The organism is Rickettsia fournieri, assembly GCF_900243065.1.
Lineage (GTDB): Bacteria > Pseudomonadota > Alphaproteobacteria > Rickettsiales > Rickettsiaceae > Rickettsia > Rickettsia rickettsii.
The window spans coordinates 787,934-806,344 of the sequence record NZ_LT978484.1 but is presented as its reverse complement, the minus strand read 5'-3'; the positions used below and the strand labels follow the sequence as shown (position 1 = coordinate 806,344).

Below are 18,411 nucleotides of genomic sequence, written 5' to 3'. Positions count from 1 at the left end.
ACATCATACTATACCACTCAAAATAATAAAACTATGATAACAAAAGAAGAAGCACAGAAAATAGCAAAATTAGCTAGATTAAAATTTGAAGAAGATACTGTAGAAAAATTTTCTACTCAGCTTAGTACTATTATGGATATGATCGATATTTTAAATGAAATAGATTGCAAAGATATAGAGCCTTTAACTTCGGTTTCTAATATGAATGCTAGAATGCGAGAGGACACCGTTACAAGTTCTGATTTATCAAGTGAGTTATTTGATAATGTAAGTGGAAATAGTGCTCAGCTGGCTAAAGAAGTAAAATATTTTATCACTCCAAAAGTTGTTGAATAATTATGACGGAACTAAACAAACTAACAGTAGCAGACAGTATAAAAGGTCTAAAAAATAAAGATTTTACAAGTACGGAATTAATAGGTGCACATATTAAACAAATAGAGAAGCATAGAAACCTAAATGCTTATGTTACCGAAACTTTTGACTTAGCTTTAAAACAGGCTGAAGCAGCCGATCAAAATTATGCTCAAAATAACGCAAGAACCCTTGAGGGTATCCCGTTTGCCGCTAAAGATCTTTTCTGCACGAAAGGAATTAGAACTACGGCATGTTCTAATATACTGAAAAATTTTATACCTAATTATGAATCAAGTGTTACACAAAATATTTTTGATAAGGGCGGTGTGATGCTCGGCAAAACCAATATGGATGAGTTTGCTATGGGTTCAGCAAATATCACTAGTTGTTTTGGAAATGTAATTAGCCCTTGGAAAGCAAATGATGATAATGCTGATTTAGTTCCAGGCGGTTCTTCAGGCGGTTCAGCTGCGGCAGTTAGCGGATTTATGGCATCTGCTGCTCTTGGTAGCGATACGGGCGGCTCGGTACGTCAACCTGCAAGCTTTACGGGTTTAGTCGGTTTTAAACCGACATATGGTCGTTGCTCAAGATACGGAATGATATCGTTTGCTAGCTCCCTTGATCAAGCAGGAATATTTACTAGAAGCGTTTTAGACAGTAGCATTATGCTTGAAGCGATGATGGGGTTTGACGAAAAAGATTCTACTTCGATTAAAGCAGAAGTTCCAGAGCTACAATCCGCTATCGGAAGTTCTATGAAAAATATGAGGATAGGCGTACCTCTTAGCCTTGGTGAGGGCAGTATTATTGAACCTGATATTATGAAAATGTGGCAGGATACCATAGAACTACTTAAAAACGCCGGTGCTGAAATAGTTGATATTACTTTGCCGCATGCTAAATACGGTGTTGCTGTTTATTACGTAATAGCACCGGCTGAAGCTTCTTCAAATTTATCTAGATATGACGGCGTTAGATACGGTCTTCGAGTAGAACGTGAAAATATGACGCTTGACGAAATGTATGAAATGACTAGATCAACCGGATTTGGGGAGGAAGTAAAACGTCGTATTATGATTGGAACATATGTGCTATCATCTAGTGGTATGGATGCATATTATCTAAAAGCTCAAAAAGTACGTCGTTTAGTTGCAAACGATTTTAATAATGCTTTTGCAAAAGTTGATGCCATTTTATTACCGGCTGCCCCGACTGCAGCTTTTAAGATTGGTGAAAAACAAAATGATCTGACTATTATGTATTTAAACGATTTATTTACTATTCCTGCAAGTTTAGCCGGTTTACCTTGTGCATCGGTTCCTGCTGGATTATCGGCACGCGGTTTACCTCTTGGTATACAGATTATAGGTAAACAATTAGACGAATATAATGTTTTGAAAGTAGCATCGACCATTGAGTCAGGTGTAAAACATATTAAATTTGAGCCAAAGGGTTTTTAATTATGGCATATATTGAAGGTAATACGGGGAAATGGGAATATGTAATAGGGCTTGAAATCCATGCTCAAATTTCCTCAAAATCTAAGCTTTTTTCAGGAAGTAGTACTATTTTTGCAGCAAATCCAAATTCGCAGGTTGCCTATGTTGATGCAGCAATGCCCGGGATGTTACCGGTATTAAATAAGCATTGTGTACACCAAGCAATTAAAACAGGGCTTGGGCTTAAAGCTAAAATAAATAAATATTCGGTATTTGATCGTAAAAATTATTTTTATGCTGATCTGCCGCAAGGTTACCAAATTTCACAATTTTATTATCCTATAGTACAAAACGGCACTATGGAAATACCGACTAGTACCGGCGATCTTAAAACTATTCGTATTAACCGTTTGCATTTAGAGCAAGATGCGGGTAAATCTATGCATGATCAATCACCACATTACAGCTTTATCGATTTGAATCGTGCCGGTATTGGGCTTATGGAAATTGTGACCGAACCTGATATATCATCACCGGAAGAAGCAGCTGAATTTGTAAAAAAGCTAAGAAATTTGTTACGTTATATTGGCAGCTGTGACGGTGATATGGAAAAAGGCTCGATGCGTTGCGATGCTAATATTTCAGTAAGACGTAGCGGCGAACCACTCGGCACAAGATGCGAAATTAAAAATATCAATTCAATTCGTAACATCATTAAAGCAATAGAATTTGAAGCTAAAAGACAAGTAGACTTGCTTGAAAGCGGTGAAGAAATAATTCAAGAAACACGCCTATTTAATGCCGATAGCGGCGAAACAAGAACTATGCGTTTAAAAGAAGAAGCACTTGATTATAGATATTTTCCTGATCCCGATTTATTACCGCTTGTTATTTCTGATGAGTTAATAAATGAGCTAAAAGCAAATTTACCTGAGCTACCTGATCAAAAGATTGAAAAATATATGAAGGAATTTAGCTTAAGTAAATATGATGCCGAAGTAATAGTAGCCGATGAATCGGTTGCTGGGTATTTTGAGAAAGCAGCAAATGAATGTAACCCTAAAATGCTTACTAATTGGCTAACTAGTGAATTATTTGGCCAATTAAATAAAGCATCGATAGGAATAAATGAATGCAAAATTACCCCTAGTAACTTTGCAAAACTGGTAAAATTAATAGAAAATGATACTATTTCCGGTAAAATTGCAAAAACCGTTTTTGAAATTATGTTTGAAACCGGTAAAGCACCTGATAAAATAGTAGAAGAAAAAGGACTTGTACAAGTTTCGGATAATAACGTGCTAAACACTGTAATTGACGAGGTAATATCTGAAAATCCTGAATCAGTAGAGGGTTATAGAAGTGGTAAGGATAAATTATTCGGTTTCTTTGTAGGGCAGGTAATGAAAAAAACCGGCGGTAAGGCTAATCCGACGCTTGTGAATCAGCTTTTAAAGGAGAAATTGAGTTCTTGATGCTATTCCTTTGAAGGTATTGCCCGCGTGGATAGATTTTCCTGTCATTGCGAGCAGCCATAGACTTTGTTGCATGGCTCGGTTTCATCGTCATTGCGAGCAGCCGTAGGCTACGTGACAATCTCGCCAAATATCCTGAAATTGCTTCGTCAATTACTCAGTAATTTTCCTCTCAATGACGATTTGATATCCGTACAACAAGGGCAATGCCTCGTAGGATGACACAGAACATACTCAAACTTAAAACATTATTTTTATGAAATTTCTGAAAATATTTTTACTATCTTGCTTACTAGTTTCTTGTGAAAAAAAAGAAACGGAAAAAACTTTAATAGTCGGTACTGCCGCAGATAATCCTCCTTATGAATTTATCCAAGACGGAGAGATTGTTGGGATTGATATTGATATTATCAAAGCAATAAGCGAACGTCTAAATAAAAAAGTTATCATAAAAAACTTCGACTTTAACGGTTTACTTGCAGCTTTGGTTAGTGAAAATATTGATGTTGCGGTGGCGGAGCTTTCCGTAACACCGGAGCGTGCTGAATATATCAGCTTTTCCGATAATTATGCTACTGCAAGATTTGCCATAATATATAGAACAGGTGATAATATACAAAATAGCAAAGATCTAGAAAATAAAATAGTAGGGGTACAGCTCGGTAGTGTTTTAGAAAAAAAAGCACATGATCTATCACAGACGATAAATATTAAAGTTCATTCTTTAGCAAATCATTTAATGTTGGTTGAAGAATTAAAAGCCAGAGTCATAGATGCTATTATTTCTGAGGAATTTCAAGGCAAAAAATTAAAAGAAAATAATTCAAATTTAGAAAGCAGTACTTTAGAAGAATTTTCATCCGATTTTGCTATAGGCATGTCTAAAAACTCAGGACTAATTAATGAAATTAATGAGGCAATCGATTCATTAAAAAAAGACGGAACCATTAACAAAATTATGAAAAAATGGCTGGGACATTAACAGAAAGTCAATTTAAAGATGCTATGAGCCGATTCCCTCAGGGAGTGACTATTATAACAACAAATTGCAATAACGAACTTTTTGGCTTTACTGCTAGTTCTCTTACTTCCGTATCTTTAAAACCGCCGTTAATATTATTTTGCCTTAATAAAAACTCTTTTAGTATAAACAGTTTTCAAAAAAGTGATAAGTTTGCAATTAGTATTTTAGCAGAGAATCAAATTGATATCTCAAAACATTTTGCTAAATCACAATCTAATAAATTTACAAAAATTGATTATGAGCTTGGCAACAAAACTGATTGCCCTTTAATAAACGGTGCAACTTATCATATAGAGTGTAATAAATATGCTTCTTACGATGCCGGTGATCATGTTATATTTATCGGTGAAGTAATAAATACCGCTATTAAAAATGATTTAAAGCCTCTATTATATTTTCATAAATCGTATACAAAGATTTAATTTTGGTTATTTTTTGCTGCAAATTATAAGATTTTTTGAAATATAAGTAACTATTCCAGCAAAAATCTTATTAATTTTCGCTAAAAAATACCTCAAAATAGCCAATCAATTAGAAATATTCACAGAACCTAGTTTAATTTGAAAAATTGGCGTCGTCTAATAAGATCTGCGGTTCGAACTATATTAAGTATACACTGCGATCTAAGGACTTTAGACGCCTTGCTCTTGTCCAAATTAAACTTCGTCTACTTACTGTTCATTTATTAGGAGTATACATTGCCAATATGTTAAATATCGGTCTTAGTGGTTCTACCGGTAAAATGGGAGAAACCATTCTAGAGAGAATAGATAAATTTAAAGATTGCAAAATTGCAGCAAAATTTAATAGTACTAATAATTTAGATGATTTAGATAATTTTTGTAAAAATTCTGATGTGATCATCGATTTTTCTACCCCTGAAATATTAGAAAAATTAATTAATTATGCATTAAAACATAATACAAAATTAGTAATCGGAACCACAGGTCTCCAACCTCAACATTTTAAGCTTTTAGAAAAAGCAGCTCAAACTTTACCTGTTTTATATTCTGCAAATATGAGTATAGGAGCTAATTTGCTTAGCTATCTAGCTAAAGAAGTAACAAAAATACTAGATGATTACGATGTTGAAATTCTAGAAACGCATCACCGTAATAAAAAAGATTCACCCTCAGGAACTGCTGTTATGCTTGCTGAAACAATTGCAAGCAAAAAAGGATTAAATATAACATTTAATCGTGGTAATAGACTAAGAAGCGAAAAAGAAATAGGTATTTCCTCGCTTCGTGGTGGAAATGTTCACGGTATACATGAAATATCTTTCCTAGGTGACGATGAAATAATCACCTTAAAACACGAAGCTCTGAATAAAAATTCTTTTTCTATTGGTGCAATTAAAGCCGCTATTTGGCTACAAGATAAACCTTCTGCTTTATATTCAATGCAAGATATTTATAAAATATAATTAATATAGCTTGAAAAAATACCTTTAAGAGGCTATATTTTATTATGTAAATAACATAATCCTAAGGTTACTTATGATCGATTATACAAAAACTTTAACTGCCGCCTCAAAAAATAAAACTTTTGATGAAGGCTTAAGAAAATACATGCTTAAAGTATATAATTATATGGCTTTAGCACTTTTACTAACTGGTGTAGCAGCCGTAACGACTATATCAGTTGAGCCTATTTATAATTTAATGTTTCAAACAGGTTTCGGTACTATTATAATGTTTGCTCCGCTCGGTATTGCTTTATATTTCTTTATGGGCTTCGGACGAATGAACCTGCAAACGGCACAAATATTATTTTGGGTTTATGCCGGTTTAACCGGTATGTCGCTTGCATATTTAGCTCTTATTTATACCGGTGCATCAATAGCTCGTACTTTCTTTATTTGCTCTTCCGTTTTTGGAGCAATGAGTTTATACGGTTATAGTACAAGTAGAGATTTAACATCTATGGGTTCATTTTTTGCAATGGGTCTTATAGGTCTTATCATTGCTTCATTAGTCAACTTGTTTCTAAAAAGCTCGGCTCTTTCTTTTGCTACTTCTCTTATTGGAATAGTAATATTTATGGGATTAATTGCTTGGGATACTCAAAAGATTAAGTCTATGTATTATATGGCAGGAAACGATGAAGTAGGACAAAAGCTTTCTATTATGGCAGCCTTTACTTTATATTTAGATTTTATAAATCTTTTCCTATATTTAATGAGATTTTTAGGCAATAGAAGAGATTAATTGGTATCATTCTTGCAAAGTCATGATTTTATTTCATTGCTTAGGTTTTTTCATTGTTATATCACGATCAAATCTATAGTACTGAATAGTTTTTAAAAAGACCTCGATGTCATATCCCCGCAAAAGCGGGGGCCTTGTTGCACGGCTTGGAAAACTTATTCAATATCATTCCCACATGGCATTGTTGCGTGGATACTGAATCATCATTGCAAGCGGTCGCAGCGCACTCGGCAATCCAGAAAAAATAATAAAAAAATTCTGTAAATCAGAATGTTTACTGGATTGCTTCGTCAATTGCTGCGTGGTTTCCTCACAATGATGAGGATTTTGTACCCACGCAACAACACTTTTTCACTATTAGTTAATATTAAGCAGGTTATTTTTATGTCTAAAGAGAAAACTCAACAAGAATTATTATTACAAGAGCAACTTTTTAAAGCTCTGAAAACTAATGATACAGAATTGAATGCCAAAATATCTAGAACCTGCGAAGGCATTGCCGAATCTGTTATTGACCTTTCTAATAACCAATCTCCTACTGCTGAAAGCCTATATATTAGCTATATGGCCCTAGCCGATTTAAACACTAAGGATTTAGCTAAAGTTACAACAATAATAAAAAACTCGTTTCCAGGAGATAAAAACAAGGAATTAAGGGAAATAATCGATGCACCTCTTTTAGAGCATTTAGTTATGACAGAGGCAATTGAACGACAGGTTGGATTAGATGATAGCCGATATAACGCAGATTACAGAAAACTTGAAGAAATAAGAAATCCTAATGACCCTAAAAAAGTAATTGATGCTATGCTACGTGATAAGAGGGTGGCACAGCAAGCTGAGTTTGAGGGGAAAGGAAAAAAGACAGCAGGCGTCTCGGCCGGTTATGTTGCTAAAGATAACGCCGGTAATACTTTTATTTTAAAACATTTTTATAAAACTCATGCTGCATGCCAAAAAATAAAAGATATTCAGGCACAAAGACAGGCTTTTGCTGACCGAAGAGACGGAGTACAAGAATTAATAGGCTCTACCATGTATCAATTTTTATTACATGATCGCGCACCAAAAGAAGGACTGGTAACAGCGGATGAACAATACTCTGATTCACTTTATGTACGTTCTAAATTTTTTGATAATGCTGTAACACTAACAGAATTTTCCGGTTTATCAGGTGAAACTAGAGTCAGAGCTAATGACCAAAATTTAAAAAAGTTGGAAGGATTTGAAAAAGCTATAGCTGCTTGTCATATGCTGGGGGAAGTAGATTATCATGCTGGTAATTTAATGGTACAGGATGGTAAAACAATAACCAAAATTGATCATGGTCGCTCTTTTTTAGCATTTCATAAGAATTTTGGCAGTATGATTCAATCAACAGCTGAAATGTTTACACATCCTGGTGTTGGCTACAGTGCTGCTATTAAAGCAGGTAATTTCTCATTTAATATCGATAAATATAGCGAATCGTTAAATCAAATGATAAGTCAATTTGATGAGAAACAGATGGAAGCAATAGTTGATCAAAAAATTGATGAATTAAAAAAAGCTGGGTTTGATCCAAAAAATATTGCGTTATCCACTAATATTCAAAATTTTGATGATTTGAGAAAACACTACAAAGGCAGTATAAAAGAAAATCTTGTTAATATGCAAGAAGTGGCCAAAGGCGCTGAGATAGTAACAAAATTCAGTAATGTTTTACCTGAATTTAACAATGGTGGTTGGTTAGAGGCTTTCGCTAATTCACCTGTAAAAGACCCGGTACTCTATGCAATAGATAATAACATTAAAATTGAAGGTAAAGATGCTAAAGAGTGGGCATATGAAAATAATTACCAAATTAAAATTTCTATAGGTTTGAAAAAAGAAATAATCAAGGAACAACAATGGAGCAAAGATGTGGACGGAAAATGGAAAGAAAAAGAAGTTGAGGTTAAGACAGATAAAGTAGAAGTACAAATTTCTGATCCTGCAAAATCAATGCGTATACAAGACAAATCTACAGGCGAAAAATTGGCATCACTAATTGTTGATTTTACAAAGCAGGCAACAACTAAAAACGTAACCGATAAAGCAGTAGCAAAATTCTACGACAATATAATGAAAGCGCTAAAAAAAGAAAATTATCTTACCGAGCAAGATATTGAGGGTATAAAGAAAAATTTAAAATATCAGGATAATATCGAAAACACGACAAATTTATTAAATGCTAAATCTTTAAAGTTAAATTCTAAAGATACTATATATTACAAGGTAGGAATTTTTTGTGAAAAGAGAGGTTTATCTAGTATCTCAAATTATTTTATGAAACAAATTTCTCCTGAGAATTTAAATGAAATTCATAATACAGAAAAACTTATAACAGAAAGTATAAAAATTGGTAATGTACTACAACAGAAGAAACAAGAAGGACTCCAAACAAAAAGAGTAGAAACGGTAAAAGAAATCGCATGCTCTAAATTACAAGCTAGGAAGGAAAGACATCAACAAAGGTAAGCATTGTTGAGTGTATGCCTTAAACGTCATTGCGAGCAGTCACAGAGTCGTTGCATAGTCCTAATGTCATTTGTAGAAGTCAAGATTTGATCTTACAGACACTATAAATTTTGCACCTGATTGTCAGTTAAATTTTGACTGTCAGAGACGTATTCAAGATACAAGATTTCATTATTCTTTTCAACAGCTAATTTTTTACTATCCTTAAAAGTTTGCATAGGAGTTTTTCCATAACAATATTTTCCTGAATGTGGTCGCTCATTATTGAAATGCTCTAACCAAATATCAAAATCTAATTGTAAATCATCAAGATCTGTATAAATCTTTTTCCGCATAGCTGTATCAAAGAATTCTTGTTTCATGGTTTTATTAAAACGCTCACACATACCATTTGTTTGAGGAGAATATGCTTTAGTAGTAGTATGCTCTATACCTTCAATACTTAGAAATAATTCAAAAGCATGATGCTCTATATTTCCCTTATATTCTGCCCCACAATCTGTAAGAATACGAAGTATTGGTATCCCTTGAGTCTCGTACCATGGTAACACGCGGTCATTAAGCATATCAGCAGCAGTTAAAGCTGTTTTATCAGTATATAGTTTAGCATCAGCTACCCTAGTATAGCTATCAATAAATACCTGAGAATAAACCTTACCTATACCTTTGAAATTACCTACATAATACGTATCCTGACATCCTAAATAACCTGGATGCTGCGTCTCAATTTCTCCATGAGCTTCTTTTTCATTACGACGCTTCTCTAGCACTTGTAATTGAGATTCAGTGAGTCAATCATTTTTTTTGTGTAAGTTCATTTTTTATTTTCCAATAAATCATATTTAAAATTCCCACAAAGTATTTCAAATTGATTTAAAGCTAATGACCAATCTTTTATAGGCATAGTCCATTTTTTAGCCGCATTTTGCAAGGCTAAAAATATTATCTTTTGAATTGATTTATCATCTGGAAATACACCTTTATTTTTAATAATTTTCCTAATTTGACGATTTATAGACTCTATGGTATTCGTGGTATAAATCACCTTTCTAATCTCCTCAGGAAAGGCAAAAAATGGTATTATTCCTGACCAACTACGCTGCCAAATATCAGAAATTACTGGATATTTTTTATCCCATTTTACACTAAATTGTTGCAGTTTTAAACGAGCCATTTCTTCGTTATTTGCCGTGTAAATTTGTTTTAAATCTGATGTTACCTCTTTTAAATCCTTATGTGACACGTACTTTACTGAATTGCGTACCATATGCACTATACATAGTTGTACTATAGTAGCAGGAAATATGCTACTGATAGCCTCAGAAAAACCTTTTAAACCATCAACGCAAGCAACATAAATTTGTTCTACACCTCGATTCTTTAATTCAGTTATACTTGCATCCAAAATTTAGAGCCTTCATTTTTTCCTATCCAAATGCCCAATAACTCCTTCTTGCCTTCTATATTAACCGCAATTGCCAAATATACAGCTTTATTTATTACTATATGATTATCTCTAGATTTAACATATATGCAATCCAAATACAATATTGGGTATATCCTATCTAAATAGCGATTTTGCCACCTAGTTACCTCCTCTAGTACTCCATCTGTTATGGTTGATATTAAATCACTAGATACTTCAGTTTGATATATTTCTTCTAAGTGACCACGAATCTCACTGACTGTCATACCTCTACCATAAAGTGAAATTACCTTCTCATCAAATCCATTAAATCTCCTCAGCCCTTTTGGTATTAATTGTGGATTATACTCACCTTCCCGGTCTCTTGGTACTTCTAATGTCAACTTACGACCATCATCATCAATTACTGTCTTTTCATAGCTACCATTACGACGATTATTGTCTACTTTTTCTACTTTACTATGCTTTGAGTAGCCCAATTCATGATCTAACTCACTTGCTAATATTTTCTCAACTATTTGTTTCTTTAGCTGTTGAAATAAACCATCTCGACCAAATAACTCTGATGGGTCTGCTTTTGATAATAATTCTTCTACTAGCTGATTACTTATGTTTAATTTTTCTTTATCTTTACCTATTTCTTTAGCCATAATTTCCCTTTGTTTTAGTTACTTCTTTTTACAGTAATCTCTTACTGCTTTTTTTGCAACTTACACAAATTTTATTATAGACTCCAATGCCCAATCGCAATACTTGCATTTACACCGAGAAAGAATTACCGCAGCCGCATTTTGCTTTAGCTTGCGGATTACTAACGTTGAAATATGAACTGCCTAGTTCTTCTATAAAATCAAGAGTGCAATCTAGCATAAATTTTTGAGAGATAGGATCAATAATAATTGTAGCATTATGTTTAGTAATGACATAATCATCTTGCTCTATATTATCTTTTGAGACTAGTTCGTAATTATACATAAGTCCTGAGCAACCGCCGCTATCAACCGAAACTCGTAGTACTAAATTCTTATCTTTTTCTAGCTTTACTAACTCGCAAACCCGTTCAAAAGCTCTATCCGTAATTGTTATCGTCACTTAAAATTACCTTGTAAAAGTCTCATAAATTATATAGTATATCTTGATATTTTTCAAGTTGGCTTTGTTGTGTGGATACCCAATCGGCATTGCGAGCAGCCGTAGGCTGCGTGGCAATCTCATGAAATAATAACAAACTCCTGAGATTGCTTCGTCAATTGCTATGCAATTTCCTCGCAATGACGAAAAGTTAGAACCACACAACAACGTCTTTCAAAATAAAGGATAACGATGCTTGCTTCATACGCTTCTGATCCTCTTAAAAGTAGGGGAAGATTATATAAGGAAATCCCGACCTCTTATAGAAACGAGTTTGAATGTGATCGTGATCGCATTATACATACTAATGCATTTAGGCGTTTGCAATATAAAACTCAAGTTTTTATTAATCACGAGGGAGATCATTACAGAAATAGGCTAACTCATTCTCTAGAGGTTTCGACTGTTGCACGTTCGGTCGCTAGTACTTTAAATTTATCAAATGATTTAGCTGAGACAATAGCACTTGCTCATGATCTTGGGCATACGCCTTTCGGTCATGCGGGAGAGCGGGCTTTAAATGAATGTATGAGAGAGTATAACGGCTTTTCTCATAATGCTCAATCTTTAAAGATACTAACATTACTTGAAAAAAGATATGCGGCTTATAATGGAGTAAATTTAACATGGGAAGTTTTAGAAGGAATAGTAAAACATAACGGTCCTATACTAGGCGAGATAAATGAATATATAGCAGAGTATAATAAGCAAAATGATTTAGAACTTAGTACCTATGCATCAGCAGAGGCTCAAATAGCAGCTCTTGCCGATGATATTAGCTATATTTCGCATGATTTGGAAGATAGTATCGGTGCTAAAATTATCGATTTTAATAGTCTTGCTGAACTTAAATATATTGATCAACATGTTGTTGAACTTAAGTCAAAATTTAAAAATATTAGTTCCTCATGTCTGATTTATGAGGTAGTACGTAAACTAATACATGAGTTAATTACCGATTTATTATGGCAAACAAAAGAAAATTTAAATAAAGAAAAAATTACTAACATAGATGAGATACGTAACTTGAATTATCAGATAGTGGATTTTACGGAAAAAACTAATGAAAATATTAAGGAAACTAAGAAGTTTCTTCATGAGCGAGTTTATAAAAGTAATAAAATTACGGCCATCAGCCTTAAATGTACTAAAATCGTACAAGGTCTGTTTAAGGTTTATATGGATGATATTAATTTATTGCCGGTTAATTGGAAAATACTAATAGACTCTAATGAAACATATAGTAAAGCTAGAGTTGTTGCTGATTATATAGCAGGGATGACTGACCGTTTTGCCATTCAGGAATATAATCAGCTCTGCTCGACTTCCTACATAACTTGCTTCTAAGGGTAATTTGTGTGTCGCTGCGGTGCTGCGTTCTATGTATCCTACAAATTCCTCCTTATTAGCGAGCGTTTGTAAGAATTCTATTCGCTGAATTTTAATAACATTTAATAATTATGAATATATTTAATCAATTGAAACAAGATATAATTGTGGCAAGCAGGCAATTATATAATAATCAAGAAATAGCAAATACTGCTACTATTGAAACACCGAAAGATAGTTTTAACGGTGATTTATCAAGTAATATTGCAATGATTATTGCAGCTAAAGAAAGTATTGCTCCTCGGGAAGTGGCTTTAAAATTTAAAGAAGTCCTTATAACATTACCTTATATTGCAAGTATAGAAATAGCAGGACCGGGCTTTATTAATTTTACTATAAAAGCTGATAGTTGGCAGGCATCAATAAAGGATATTTTACAGCATGAAGAAAAGTTTTTTGAAATTGATATAGATAAAAGCAGAAATATTAACATCGAGTATGTTTCGGCAAATCCCACCGGTCCAATGCATATAGGGCATGCTAGGGGTGCGGTATATGGTGATGTGCTAGCAAGGATTTTGCAAAAGGTAAGTTATTCCGTTACAAAAGAATATTATGTTAATGATGCAGGCTCACAAATAAATGATTTAGTTAGTACGGTATTATTACGTTATAAAGAGGCTTTAGGTGAGCAAATTACTATCCCTACCGGGTTATATCCGGGAGAGTATTTAATTCCGCTTGGGCAAATTTTAGCGAAAGAATACGGCAATAAATTATTAACGATGAACGATGCTGAAAGGTTCAAAATAATCAAAAGTTTTGCCGTAGAAAAAATGCTTGATTTAAATAGAAAAGATTTAGCAGATTTAGGGATTAAACATGATATATTTTTCTCTGAGCAATCATTGCATGATAAAGGTGAGATAGAGGAAACAGTTAAACTACTGGAGCGTATGGGGCTAATTTATGAAGGTACGTTACCTGCCCCTAAAGGTAAAATTCACGAAGAGTGGGATAATAGAGTTCAAAAATTATTTAAATCTACTAAGTACGGTGATAGTCAAGATCGTCCTATAGAAAAAGCTGATGGAAGTTGGTCTTATTTTGCTTCTGATCTTGCATATGCTAAGGATAAAATAGAGCGGGGAGCGAATCACTTAATTTATGTACTTGGTGCCGATCATAGTGGATATGTTAAAAGAATTGAGGCAATAGTTAAAGCTTTAGGTAAGGAGCAGGTTAAAGTGGACGTTAAAATCTGTCAATTGGTCAATTTCGTTGAAAACGGTGTGCCGGTTAAAATGTCAAAACGTCTTGGGAGCTTTGCTAGTGTGCAAGACGTAAATCATGAGGTGGGGAAAGATATCATAAGATTTATGATGTTGACTAGACAAAATGATAAGCCACTTGATTTTGATTTGGTAAAAGTGAAAGAACAATCAAGAGAAAATCCTATCTTTTATGTACAATATGCACATGTGAGAACGATATCTATTTTATCAAAAGCTAGAGAATTAATGCCTGAATCTTATAATAACTTTGAATCAGGTAAGTATGATTTATCTTTATTATCCTCTGAAGAAGAAATTGAGATTATAAAACTTTTGGCTAGCTGGACAAAAACATTAGAAGCATCTGCAAAATATTTTGAACCGCATCGCATCGCATTTTATTTAATAAATTTAGCCTCAAAATTTCATTCTATGTGGAATTTCGGTAAAGAAAATAGCGATTATAGATTTGTAATTGAGAGCAATAAAGAATTAACTCTAGCACGCCTTGCTCTTGCAAGTGCCATACAGAAAGTTATAGCTAGCGGTCTCGAAGTGATAGGTGTAGAACCAATGAACAAAATGTAGTTAGGTTTTCATCGTCATTGCAAGGAGGTATTGCTGATGTGGATACCGCGTCGTCATTGCGAGCAGCCGTAGGCTGCGTGGCAATCTCATGAAATAATACTCCTGAGAGTGCTTAGTCAAAACTTACAATTTTTCCTCGCAATGACGTTTTTCTATTATCAAATTACTAAATATGATCCATAATATTTTTATTAAAATATTTCTAGTATTTTTAGTATGTATATCTGCTATTTATTTTGGTTATCAATATTATCAGAATAGCAAGCCGGTAATTACTATTTATCCTGATGAGCTGCCTACAAAAATAAAACCGTCTATAATAGAAAATAACCAAATAGCTGCAGTACATAGTACGATATATGAAAATCTTATTGCTAAAGATACAAATATTAAAACCGTAAAATTGCTTCCTGACCCTGAGAAACCTATGAGTATAGATTCTCGCAACCAAAGCCAAAGCGATGAATCTTTTGATGAAATATCTAACCTTATTGCATTAATAGAGCCAAATAATAACTCCAAAAATGAAACGGATTTAAATATAATAAAGCTTGAAAAAGGAAGTAAAGCTAAGGTTAGTAATGCTAAAAATTGTAAAAATAATGAAAGTTATAAAGTACAACTAGGTTCGGTAAAATCTGAAGCAGAAGCAATGAAAGAAGGGGAAAGAATAAAAAAGCAATTCCCGAAAATTCTTAAAAATGTTGTTATCACAACCAAAAAAGTTAAATATGACGACGGCAAATTTTTCTATTTAATCTTAGCCGGTGATTATGGTAGTCTTAGTCAAGCTAAAGCGGTTTGTAAGAAATTAGCTTATAATAAGCAGAGTTGTGTGTTGAAGTGATATTTGTATACTCTTATGTCATTCCTGCGAAAGCAGAAATCCATCATAAAGCGAGATAAATCGAGCTTTTAATTTTAAGAATTTGCTGTGTTTATATTTTTTTTTCTGGATTCCTGCTTTCGCAGGAATGATATAGAGAACCACGCAACAACGATTGCTCGCAATGACGATAAATAAAAACTAAATAACTTATGAAAGAAGCTAAAATAGAAAATGTTGACTTTGGTAATGCATTATCAGAGCGTTATCTTGCTTATGCGTTATCAACAATTATGTCACGTTCGCTTCCTGACGTACGTGACGGACTCAAGCCTGTACATCGTAGGTTATTATACGCAATGCTACAGTTAAGGCTTGAGCCGAATTCCGGCTATAAGAAATGTGCGAGGGTGGTCGGTGACGTAATAGGTAAATACCACCCGCACGGTGATGTGGCAGTGTACGATACCTTGGTACGCCTTGCTCAGCATTTTTCGTTGCGTTATCCTTTAATTGATGGGCAGGGTAATTTCGGCTCTATCGACGGTGATAATGCAGCAGCTATGCGTTATACCGAATCACGTATGACGGACATATGTACGTTATTAATGGAGGACATCGATAAAGATACGGTAGATTTTCGCCCTACTTATGATTATTCCGATTTAGAACCGGTAATAATGCCGGCAAGTTTTCCGAATTTACTAGCTAATGGTTCTGAAGGGATAGCAGTCGGTATGGCAACCAATATACCGCCGCATAATTTACATGAGCTTTGTGATGCTCTAATACATTTAATCGACCATCCGAAAGCTGAAATTAACGATATAATGAACTTTATCAAAGGTCCTGATTTCCCGACCGGCGGCATAATTATTGATAAAGCTGAAGTTATTAATGCTGCATATACTACTGGACGCGGTAGTCTTAGAGTGAGAAGCAGATGGGAAAAAGAGGAGCTAAGTTACGGTACATATCAGATAGTCGTAACCGATATACCTTATCAGGTTCAGAAATCAAAACTTATAGAACAAATAGCAATATTACTAAAGGATAAAAAAATTCCCCTTGTTAGCAATATTAGAGATGAATCAACAGACATTATAAGGTTGGTTATAGAGCCGAGAGATCGGGGATGTGATCCGCAAATAGTTATGGAATCTCTATTCAAGCTAACGAATTTAGAAAGCCGCATTCAGTTAAATATGAATGTGATCGGCAGTAATAACGTGCCGAGAGTAATGAATATTTTAGAGATTTTACAAGAGTTTCTAGATCACAGACAAAATATTGTTACTCGCAGATCAACTTATCTTTTAAACAAAATCAAGCATCGTTTAGAAATTCTAAAAGGGCTTAGGATAGCTTATCTAAATCTTGATGAGATAATTAAAATTATTCGTGAAGAAGATGAGCCAAAAGCGATAATGATGGAGCGATTTAAACTAACCGAAATACAAGTAGAAGCGATATTAAATACCCGTCTTCGCTCGCTTCGCAAGCTTGAAGAGCAGGAAATTATTAATGAGCATAGTAATTTGCAGAAGCAACAAGCTATATTAGAAGAAATTCTAAATAATCCTAAAGAACTATGGAAAATAGTTAAAAAAGAAATCAAAACAGTACAAACTAAATTTGGATTAAATACGGTAATAGGAGCAAGGCGTACAAGCTTTGAGGAAGTAACGCTTACGAATCAAGTAGTTGATATAACGGCTTTCATTACTAAAGAGCCGATTACTATTATCTGCTCAAAAATGGGGTGGGTACGTTCGTTAAAAGGTCATAACACCGATTTATCGACTATCAAATATAAAGAAGGTGATGCAGAAAAATTTATTTTAGAAGCTTACACGACTGATAAAATATTAATAGTTAGTTCAGAAGGCAGATTTTTTACTTTGCTTGCCGATAATATTTCCAAAGGTAAAGGAACAGGGGAATCTATAAAGCTACTTGTGGATATAGGTAATAACGATATTACGAATATTTTAGTCTATAAACCTGATCAGCTTTTATTACTTGCAAGTAGTGTAGGTAAGGGGTTTTTAGTTAATTCAAATGAAGTAATGGCTCAAACAAAAACAGGAAAGCAAATTATGAATGTACCGGATGGTCATGTATGTATAGCTTGTTTACCTGTAAACGGGGATAGTATTGCTTGTATCGGTGAAAGTCGTAAATTACTGGTATTTAATATAGATGAAATACCTGAAATGAAAAAAGGGCAAGGTGTAACGCTGCAAAAATTTAAGAATGCTAAGCTTCTAGATATTAAAATATTCAATAAAGAAGACGGCTTAGGTTGGAATAACAATGGAAAAGTAAAACTTGAGAAAAACATTGTTGCATTTTTAGGCAAAAGAGGTAGTACCGGTAAATTACCTCCTATGGGCTTCCCAAAAAATAATAGATTTTCATCATAATTATAATAAAGATTGAGTATATAAAAATAGCATATTTTATATGGTTTGATACAAGCAAATTATTTATAAATTCGCTTGTACCGTTCTATTATTAAAAGTTTTTATAGGCTTTTAAACTCATCTTACCTATTTAAATTAATAGATGTTACTATCTCCTACTCCTATAACATCAACCTGATCATAGTGTTACTCCTGTTTTAAAATAATAAAAATCATATATCACATGATTACCATATATTATGGTTGCATCACAATATATGGTAATCAGAGAAAATCAATATCTAAAAATAAAAAAAGTAAAATATATAATTTGATTTAATCAAAAGGCAGTATAGCATAAATTTTTCAAGGTTCGTCAGTACTTGAAGTACAAAAGCTAAGCATAATTTGACAAGAATTAGAGC

14 protein-coding genes and 2 pseudogenes are annotated in these 18,411 nt (G+C 33.6%); 12 read left to right on the top strand and 4 right to left on the bottom strand.

Annotated elements, in window-relative coordinates; translation table 11 throughout:
- The first annotated feature begins 33 nt into the window (after positions 1 to 33).
- The 8 genes from gatC to risK1 all read left to right on the top strand — a co-directional run bounded on the left by gatC (position 34) and on the right by risK1 (position 9,007).
- Positions 34 to 336, top strand: a complete 303-nt coding sequence (gatC, locus tag C4Q30_RS07515) for an Asp-tRNA(Asn)/Glu-tRNA(Gln) amidotransferase subunit GatC (RefSeq protein ID WP_045805319.1) — start codon at positions 34 to 36, stop codon at positions 334 to 336.
- 2 nt (positions 337 to 338) lie between these two features.
- Complete coding sequence (gatA, locus tag C4Q30_RS07510) at positions 339 to 1,820, top strand: Asp-tRNA(Asn)/Glu-tRNA(Gln) amidotransferase subunit GatA (RefSeq protein WP_103897635.1); 1,482 nt, start codon at positions 339 to 341, stop codon at positions 1,818 to 1,820.
- 2 nt (positions 1,821 to 1,822) lie between these two features.
- Positions 1,823 to 3,274 (top strand): Asp-tRNA(Asn)/Glu-tRNA(Gln) amidotransferase subunit GatB, encoded by a 1,452-nt coding sequence (gene gatB, locus C4Q30_RS07505; RefSeq protein WP_103897634.1) that lies wholly within the window; start codon positions 1,823 to 1,825, stop codon positions 3,272 to 3,274.
- Positions 3,275 to 3,530: 256 nt separating this feature from the next.
- Positions 3,531 to 4,256 (top strand): ABC transporter substrate-binding protein, encoded by a 726-nt coding sequence (locus tag C4Q30_RS07500; protein WP_103897633.1) that lies wholly within the window; start codon positions 3,531 to 3,533, stop codon positions 4,254 to 4,256.
- Positions 4,241 to 4,720 (top strand): flavin reductase family protein, encoded by a 480-nt coding sequence (locus C4Q30_RS07495; RefSeq protein ID WP_103897632.1) that lies wholly within the window; start codon positions 4,241 to 4,243, stop codon positions 4,718 to 4,720. Before C4Q30_RS07500 ends, C4Q30_RS07495 begins: the two co-directional genes overlap by 16 nt.
- A gap of 284 nt (positions 4,721 to 5,004) precedes the next feature.
- Positions 5,005 to 5,724 (top strand): 4-hydroxy-tetrahydrodipicolinate reductase, encoded by a 720-nt coding sequence (gene dapB, locus C4Q30_RS07490; RefSeq protein WP_012150406.1) that lies wholly within the window; start codon positions 5,005 to 5,007, stop codon positions 5,722 to 5,724.
- 73 nt (positions 5,725 to 5,797) lie between these two features.
- Complete coding sequence (locus C4Q30_RS07485) at positions 5,798 to 6,508, top strand: Bax inhibitor-1/YccA family protein (RefSeq protein ID WP_014013899.1); 711 nt, start codon at positions 5,798 to 5,800, stop codon at positions 6,506 to 6,508.
- Positions 6,509 to 6,892: 384 nt separating this feature from the next.
- Positions 6,893 to 9,007 (top strand): T4SS effector phosphatidylinositol 3-Kinase RisK1, encoded by a 2,115-nt coding sequence (gene risK1 / locus C4Q30_RS07480; RefSeq protein ID WP_103897631.1) that lies wholly within the window; start codon positions 6,893 to 6,895, stop codon positions 9,005 to 9,007.
- A gap of 101 nt (positions 9,008 to 9,108) precedes the next feature.
- On the opposite strand, the pseudogene C4Q30_RS07475 reads toward risK1, so the two are convergent.
- From C4Q30_RS07475 to C4Q30_RS07460, 4 genes and pseudogenes are all read right to left on the bottom strand, one after another.
- Positions 9,109 to 9,798 (bottom strand): annotated as a pseudogene (locus tag C4Q30_RS07475) (integrase core domain-containing protein); the annotation flags it as partial.
- A 23-nt stretch (positions 9,799 to 9,821) separates the two neighbouring features.
- Positions 9,822 to 11,083, bottom strand: a pseudogene (locus C4Q30_RS07470) (IS256 family transposase).
- A gap of 109 nt (positions 11,084 to 11,192) precedes the next feature.
- On the bottom strand, positions 11,193 to 11,525 hold the full coding sequence (locus C4Q30_RS07465; RefSeq protein ID WP_012150318.1) for an iron-sulfur cluster assembly accessory protein: 333 nt from the start codon (positions 11,523 to 11,525) through the stop codon (positions 11,193 to 11,195).
- A 22-nt stretch (positions 11,526 to 11,547) separates the two neighbouring features.
- Positions 11,548 to 11,661 (bottom strand): hypothetical protein, encoded by a 114-nt coding sequence (locus C4Q30_RS07460; protein WP_014013814.1) that lies wholly within the window; start codon positions 11,659 to 11,661, stop codon positions 11,548 to 11,550.
- Between the two features lie 95 nt (positions 11,662 to 11,756).
- On the opposite strand from C4Q30_RS07460, the gene C4Q30_RS07455 reads away from it, so the two are divergent.
- The 4 genes from C4Q30_RS07455 to parC all read left to right on the top strand — a co-directional run bounded on the left by C4Q30_RS07455 (position 11,757) and on the right by parC (position 18,007).
- A complete protein-coding gene (locus C4Q30_RS07455; protein WP_103897630.1) occupies positions 11,757 to 12,911 on the top strand; it encodes a deoxyguanosinetriphosphate triphosphohydrolase in 1,155 nt (384 codons plus the stop codon).
- Between the two features lie 113 nt (positions 12,912 to 13,024).
- Entirely contained in the window at positions 13,025 to 14,755 is a 1,731-nt protein-coding gene (gene argS / locus C4Q30_RS07450; RefSeq protein WP_014120482.1) for an arginine--tRNA ligase, read from the top strand.
- A 172-nt stretch (positions 14,756 to 14,927) separates the two neighbouring features.
- Positions 14,928 to 15,602 carry an SPOR domain-containing protein gene (locus C4Q30_RS07445; protein ID WP_103897629.1) on the top strand — a complete coding sequence of 225 codons (675 nt, stop codon included), beginning with the start codon at positions 14,928 to 14,930 and terminating at the stop codon, positions 15,600 to 15,602.
- Between the two features lie 191 nt (positions 15,603 to 15,793).
- A complete protein-coding gene (gene parC, locus C4Q30_RS07440) occupies positions 15,794 to 18,007 on the top strand; it encodes a DNA topoisomerase IV subunit A (protein ID WP_103897628.1) in 2,214 nt (737 codons plus the stop codon).
- Positions 18,008 to 18,411: the final 404 nt, after the last annotated feature.

What these genes read in the sequence shown, in the direction of transcription:
- gatC (WP_045805319.1), top strand. Translation starts at nt 34, where the DNA reads ATGATAACAAAAGAAGAAGCACAGAAAATAGCAAAATTAGCTAGATTA.
- parC (WP_103897628.1), top strand. Translation starts at nt 15,794, where the DNA reads ATGAAAGAAGCTAAAATAGAAAATGTTGACTTTGGTAATGCATTATCA.
- risK1 (WP_103897631.1), top strand. Translation starts at nt 6,893, where the DNA reads ATGTCTAAAGAGAAAACTCAACAAGAATTATTATTACAAGAGCAACTT.
- C4Q30_RS07495 (WP_103897632.1), top strand. Translation starts at nt 4,241, where the DNA reads ATGGCTGGGACATTAACAGAAAGTCAATTTAAAGATGCTATGAGCCGA.
- C4Q30_RS07500 (WP_103897633.1), top strand. Translation starts at nt 3,531, where the DNA reads ATGAAATTTCTGAAAATATTTTTACTATCTTGCTTACTAGTTTCTTGT.
- gatA (WP_103897635.1), top strand. Translation starts at nt 339, where the DNA reads ATGACGGAACTAAACAAACTAACAGTAGCAGACAGTATAAAAGGTCTA.
- C4Q30_RS07485 (WP_014013899.1), top strand. Translation starts at nt 5,798, where the DNA reads ATGATCGATTATACAAAAACTTTAACTGCCGCCTCAAAAAATAAAACT.
- gatB (WP_103897634.1), top strand. Translation starts at nt 1,823, where the DNA reads ATGGCATATATTGAAGGTAATACGGGGAAATGGGAATATGTAATAGGG.
- C4Q30_RS07455 (WP_103897630.1), top strand. Translation starts at nt 11,757, where the DNA reads ATGCTTGCTTCATACGCTTCTGATCCTCTTAAAAGTAGGGGAAGATTA.
- argS (WP_014120482.1), top strand. Translation starts at nt 13,025, where the DNA reads ATGAATATATTTAATCAATTGAAACAAGATATAATTGTGGCAAGCAGG.
- dapB (WP_012150406.1), top strand. Translation starts at nt 5,005, where the DNA reads ATGTTAAATATCGGTCTTAGTGGTTCTACCGGTAAAATGGGAGAAACC.
- C4Q30_RS07445 (WP_103897629.1), top strand. Translation starts at nt 14,928, where the DNA reads ATGATCCATAATATTTTTATTAAAATATTTCTAGTATTTTTAGTATGT.